Here is a 6,162-nt window from a genome sequence, read left to right on the forward strand (position 1 = left end):
TGCCGGAAACGTCTACATACAGGGAGAACAACAAATGCTAAACAACATCAAGATATCGATCCGGCTGCTGGCCAGCTTCCTGCTGGTTGCCTCCATCAGCATCGTGATCGGTGTGATCGGCATCAAGAACGCGGGCAAGATCAATGACCTCGCCGATGCCATGTATGAACAGGACCTGCTGGGTCTTTCGTACATCAAGGAAGCGAACATCAACCTGATCTACATCGGTCGCGCCCGCTCCAACTACCTGCTGGCAACCACAGTGGAGGAACGCCAGGCTCACCAGGCATCGATTGCCAAGAGCGCCGCGGCCGTCAAGGAATACATCGACAAGGCGCGTCCGCTGTTCGTGTCGGCCAAGGCCAAGGAACTGTTCAATGCCTTCGACAAGGACTGGATCGAATACCAGAAGGAAATGGAAGTTGCGATGACGCTGGCATCGAAGGAAAAGCTGGCAACGCAAAGCGAAACGCTGCACGCCGCCCTCGGCAAGGTGCGCGCAAAGGCGAACGTCGTCGATGATCTGCTTACCGAACTGACCAAGCTCAAGGAAGAGCGTGCGAAGGAAGCATCCAATACCACCGCCGAACTGTACAAGGACAGCCGGCAGGACATGATCGTCGCGATCGCCGTCGCCATGGTCCTGGGCCTGGTGCTGGGCTTCGTCATCAGCCGCAGCGTCACCGTTCCGCTCAACAAGGCAAGGGATGCCGCCAAGCGCCTCGCTGAAGGCGACCTCACGGTCCGCGTCGAATCCAACGGCAAGGACGAAACCGGCCAGATGCTGCGTGCGATGCAGGACATGATTGCCAAGCTCAACCAGGTGGTGGCCAACGTCAACAGCGGCGCCAGCGCCCTGGCCAGCGCCGCGCAACAAGTCAGCGCAACATCGCAGTCCTTGTCCCAGTCGTCGAGCGAACAGGCAGCCAGCGTGGAAGAAACCAGCGCCTCGATCGAACAGATGACTTCCTCGATCGCGCAGAACACCGAAAACGCCAAGGTCACCGACGGCATGGCCAGCCGCGCCGCGCATGAAGCGATGGAAGGCGGTGAGTCGGTCAACGCCACCGTGGCCGCGATGCAGCAGATCGCGAAGAAGATCGGCATCATCGACGACATTGCCTACCAGACCAACCTGCTCGCACTGAACGCCGCGATCGAAGCGGCACGCGCCGGCGAGCACGGCAAGGGCTTCGCGGTCGTCGCGGCGGAAGTGCGCAAGCTGGCGGAGCGCAGCCAGATCGCCGCGCAGGAAATCAGCGAAACGGCCACCAGCAGCGTGGAACTCGCCGAGAAGGCCGGCAAGCTGCTCGAGCAGATGGTGCCGAGCATCAAGAAAACCTCCGACCTGGTGCAGGAAATCGCGGCGGCATCGAGCGAGCAATCGTCCGGCGTCAGCCAGATCAATGCCGCAGTGGGCCAGCTGAGCCAGGCCACGCAGCAGAATGCTTCCAGCTCGGAAGAACTCGCGGCAACAGCGGAAGAGATGAGCTCCCAGGCGGATTCGCTGCGCCAGACCATGTCCTTCTTCCGGCTCGATAACGCACCGGCCAGCGTTTCGCGGATCGAGCCGCGCAATGATGCCGCGCGCACCACGAAGCAGAAGAAGGATGCACCGCGCGTAGCAGGCAACCTGGCGCTGAAGTCGGAAAGCGAAGTCGACGAATCGCAATTCACCCGCTTCTGAAAGGGGATGACATGAGCGCACTCGTTCATTCTCAGGCGGCTTCGGCACCAGCCGTCATCGGCGTCGAACAGACGCAATACCTGACGTTCATGCTGGCGGGCGAGATGTTCGCCATCGGCATCCTGCATGTGAAGGAAATCATCGGCTACGGCGGCCTGACCGAGGTGCCGATGATGCCGGAGTGCATACGCGGCGTCATCAACCTGCGCGGCGCGGTGGTGCCGGTGATGGATCTGTCGGCGCGTTTCGGCAAGACACCGTCGCCCATCACCAAGCGCACCTGCATCGTGATCGTCGAGGTGGAAGCCGCCGGCGAGCGTCAGGACATGGGCGTGGTGGTGGATGCGGTGAACGCGGTGCTGGAGATTCCGGCATCCGACATCGAGCCGCCGCCGGCCTTCGGCGCACGTATCCGCACTGACTTCATTGAAGGCATGGGCAAGGTGAACGGCAAGTTCGTGATCCTGCTCAACGTCGACCAGGTCCTGTCCATCGACGAGATCGGTGCACTCGCCCAGGCGCGCGATGCCGCCGCGGCGCTCCCGCTGAACTGAGCACCCTCCCTCTCCCCGTCGACGGGGAGGGGGTATCGGGCCGGCGGCGCGAGAGATTCCAACTGAAGAACAATATCGAAAGAACACCATGCTCTCAAACATGAAAATCGGAACACGCATGACACTGGCATTCTCGGTGACGCTGCTCCTGATGGCCGGCCTGACCGTGGAGGGTATCCATGCAATGACCTCGGTGGACGACCATGTCGAAGAGATCGTCACCCAGAATGTCCATACCACCAAACTCGTCAATGACGTTGTCGGAGCGCTGGACGCGGCTGGCAGCGCAAGCTTGCGTACGGCACTGCTGAAGGATCCGCAGCTGCTGGCAACCGAGCGCAAGAGCATCGACGACGCGATGCGGCGTTTCGCCGAAGCGGTTGCGCAGCTCGAAAAGTCGGAGACCAGTCCTGCGGACGCTGCCGCATTCGCCCGATTCAATCAAGTCCTGCAGGAAACGCGGGCATTCGACAACAAGGTGCTCGCGCTCGATGCCGCCGGCAAGCGCGATGAGGCCGCAAAGCTGCTCGCGTCGGAATCCGCCGCCGTCATGCAGAAGATGCAGGCCGCCGCAGCCGAAATGCTGGCCCGCGAAGAACAGCAGACGCAAGCAGCCTATCAGCGCACGCAGCATGAATACGAATCGGCCCGCCGCAACATGCTGATCCTGGCCTCGCTCGCGCTGGCCGCCGGCATACTCGTTGCGTGGAACCTGACCCGCAGCATCGTGCGCCCGCTGAAGGAAGCAGTACGCGTGGCGGACGCCCTCGCGGCAGGCGACCTGTCGGTGCAGGTCACGAACAGCGCGAAGGATGAAACCGGCCAGATGCTGCAGTCGATGCAGAACATGACCGACAGGCTGCGGCAGGTGATCGATGGACAGAAGGCGGCGGTGCAGGCGGCCAACGCAGGCAATTTCGAGGTGCGCGTGGACGTGAAGGGCCTGGCCGGTTTCCAGCATGAGCTGGGAGACGGTATCAACCGGCTGGTAGCCACGACCGGCGACAGCATCGCCGACGTGGTGCGCGTGATGGAAGCGGTGTCCGACGGCGACCTCTCGCGCCGCATCAACAAGGACTATGAAGGCGCCTATGCGCGTCTCAAGGAGTACACCAACAACACGGTGGACAAGCTCAACCAGGTGGTGGAGGAAGTCAACGCCGGCGTGTACGCCATTACCAGCGCCGCGCAAGAGATCAGCGCCACGTCGCAATCGCTGTCGCAGGCAGCCAGCGAACAGGCCGCGAGCGTGGAGGAAACCAGCGCTTCCATCGAGCAGATGACTTCCTCGATCGGACAGAACACCGAGAATGCAAAGGTGACCGACAGCATGGCCGGCAAGGCCGCCGAGGAAGCGACGCGCGGCGGGGAATCAGTGAATGCGACGGTGGCGGCAATGAAGCAGATCGCGCAAAAGATCCACATCATCGACGACATCGCCTACCAGACCAACCTGCTGGCGCTCAACGCCGCAATCGAAGCGGCCCGCGCGGGCGAGCACGGCAAGGGATTCGCGGTAGTCGCCGCCGAGGTGCGCAAGCTGGCCGAACGCAGCCAGGTCGCGGCGCAGGAGATCAGCGAAACGGCCAGCGGCAGCGTGGAACTGTCCGAGCAGGCCGGCAAGCTGCTCGACGAGATGGTGCCGAACATCCGCAAGACCTCGGACCTGGTGCAGGAGATCGCAGCAGCTTCGGCTGAACAATCTTCTGGCGTGGAACAGATCAACGCCGCCATGGTCCAGCTGAGCCAGACGACCCAGCAGAATGCATCGAGCTCGGAAGAACTGGCGGCCACGGCGGAGGAAATGAGCAGCCAGGCCGAACAATTGCAGCACCTGATGTCCTTCTTCAAGCTGGACAACAAGGCGGTGGTCAAGCCGCTGCATGCGCGCCGGGAAAAACGCCCGGTAAAGCCGATGGCAACCGAAGGCACGTACAAGACGGTCGGCAACCTGGCGCGCGTAGCCGAGGTCGACGAGTCACAGTTCACGAAGTTTTGACAAATGAAAGAAATCACTGACCAGGAGTTCAGGCACTTCCAGGGCTTTATCTTCGATTCGGCAGGCATCACCCTGCCGCCGTCGAAGAAGACCCTGGTCAGTGGACGCCTGGCCAAGCGCCTGCTGCATTGCCATCTCGACAGTTATGGCGATTACTTCTCGCTGCTGTCGAGCGGGCGGGCGCCGGACGAGGTGCAGGTGGCAATCGACCTGCTGACCACGAACGAAACCTATTTCTTCCGTGAGCCCCAGCATTTCGACCAGTTGCGCCAGCTCGCGCTGCAGGCACGCGGCCGCAGCGAAGCGTTCCGCGTCTGGAGCGCGGCCTCCTCGACCGGCGAGGAGGCATACAGCATCGCGATGGTGCTCTCCGATTGCCTGGGTACGGCCGCCTGGGAAGTGGTCGGAACCGACATCAGCTCCCGCGTGCTGCAGTCGGCGATGGCCGGGCACTACACACTTGAACGCGGGCGGAATATCCCACCCGCCTTCCTGCGCCGTTTCTGCCTGCGCGGCACTGGCGCACAAGAAGGCACGCTGCTGGTCGACAAGGCGCTCCGCTCCCGCGTGCAGTTCCGCCATGCCAATCTCAACACCACACTGCCGGAACTCGGCCGCTTTGATGTGGTGTTCCTGCGCAATGTGATGATTTACTTCAGCGACGACACCAAGCGCCAGGTCGTCGCACGCGTCCTCGCCCAACTGCGGCGCGGCGGCCATTTCTACATCGGCCACTCGGAAAGCCTGAACGGCATCAGCGACGAGGTGACCTTGCTCTCGCCCTCAATCTACCGGAAGCCGTAATGCGCATCCGCAACACCCGCATGGAAGTCTTCCTGCAGCCTGGCGAGGTTGGCGCCGGCAGCTCAGGTCATGTTTTCAAGACCCTGCTCGGCTCCTGCGTGTCGATCACGCTGTGGCATCCACGGCGCCGGGTCGGTGCGATGTCCCATTTCCTTCTGCCCACACGCAACCAGCCGCCGGGCAAGGAACTCGACGGGCGCTACGCCGACGAGGCGGTGCCGCTGATGCGGCGTCACCTGATGAGACTGGGTGTCGACCCGATGGAATGCCAGGCCAAGATTTTCGGCGGCGGACGGATGTTTGCGTCCGAATCGCAATCGGGAGCGCTGGCGGTCGGCCGCCGCAACGGCGATGTCGCGCGCGAGCTGCTGAATGCGCAAGGCATCGTGGTGGTCGCAGAAGATCTTTTCGGCTACGGACACCGCAAGCTAGTGTTTGATGTCGCCACTGGGGACGTGTGGTCATGCCAGGTCCAGCCCGGCGATCCCGACCTGCAGGGGGCGCAATGAAACGCATCAAGGTCATGGTAGTCGACGATTCCGCGGTCGTGCGGCAGGTGCTGACCGGTCTTCTGGAAGCGGATCCCGGCATCGACGTGTTGTGCGCGGTCGCCGATCCACTGCTGGCGATGACACGCATGAAGACGCAATGGCCCGATGTGATCGTGCTCGACATCGAGATGCCGCGCATGGACGGTCTCACCTTCCTGCGCAAGATCATGGCCGAACGTCCCACGCCGGTGATCATCTGCTCGACGCTGGCGGAAAAAGGCACGAAGACGTCGATGGAGGCACTGGCTGCGGGTGCAGTGGCCGTCATCACCAAGCCGAAGCTCGGCATCAAGCAATTCCTCAACGACAGCTGCGACGACCTGCTGGCTGCGGTGAAGACGGCAGTACATGCCAATGTGAAGCACCTGGCGGTGCGTGAAAAAAATACGGCGGACGCCATCCTGCCGCCGGCGGAAAATCGCACGGCGATGATCCAGACCACCGAGCGCGTGGTCGCCATCGGCACCTCGACCGGCGGCACGCAGGCATTGGAGGTGGTGCTCAAGGCGCTGCCGCGCGTCTGCCCGGGCATCGTGATCGTGCAGCACATGCCGGAAAAATTCACCG

General features: G+C 62.5%; 6 protein-coding genes. All 6 read left to right on the forward strand.

Features of this window, described 5'->3' with window-relative positions; translation table 11 throughout:
• Window positions 1–34 precede the first annotated feature (34 nt).
• Window positions 35–1,687 carry a methyl-accepting chemotaxis protein gene (locus tag AYR66_RS18620; protein ID WP_088708745.1) on the forward strand — a complete coding sequence of 551 codons (1,653 nt, stop codon included), beginning with the start codon at window positions 35–37 and terminating at the stop codon, window positions 1,685–1,687.
• Between the two features lie 11 nt (window positions 1,688–1,698).
• Window positions 1,699–2,241, forward strand: a complete 543-nt coding sequence (locus tag AYR66_RS18625; protein WP_088708746.1) for a chemotaxis protein CheW — start codon at window positions 1,699–1,701, stop codon at window positions 2,239–2,241.
• Window positions 2,242–2,341: 100 nt separating this feature from the next.
• Entirely contained in the window at window positions 2,342–4,240 is a 1,899-nt protein-coding gene (locus AYR66_RS18630) for a HAMP domain-containing methyl-accepting chemotaxis protein (protein WP_272938352.1), read from the forward strand.
• A gap of 3 nt (window positions 4,241–4,243) precedes the next feature.
• Window positions 4,244–5,044 carry a CheR family methyltransferase gene (locus AYR66_RS18635; RefSeq protein ID WP_088708748.1) on the forward strand — a complete coding sequence of 267 codons (801 nt, stop codon included), beginning with the start codon at window positions 4,244–4,246 and terminating at the stop codon, window positions 5,042–5,044.
• The gene (locus tag AYR66_RS18640) at window positions 5,044–5,553 is read left to right on the forward strand and encodes a chemotaxis protein CheD (RefSeq protein ID WP_234814937.1); all 510 of its coding nucleotides are present in this window, start codon (window positions 5,044–5,046) and stop codon (window positions 5,551–5,553) included. Before AYR66_RS18635 ends, AYR66_RS18640 begins: the two co-directional genes overlap by 1 nt.
• A partial coding sequence (locus AYR66_RS18645) for a response regulator (protein WP_141104272.1) occupies window positions 5,550–6,162 on the forward strand: 613 nt, incomplete at its 3' end. The genes AYR66_RS18640 and AYR66_RS18645, both read left to right, overlap by 4 nt.

Origin of the sequence: Noviherbaspirillum denitrificans, from assembly GCF_002211445.1 — a bacterium.
Taxonomy (GTDB): domain Bacteria; phylum Pseudomonadota; class Gammaproteobacteria; order Burkholderiales; family Burkholderiaceae_D; genus Noviherbaspirillum; species Noviherbaspirillum denitrificans.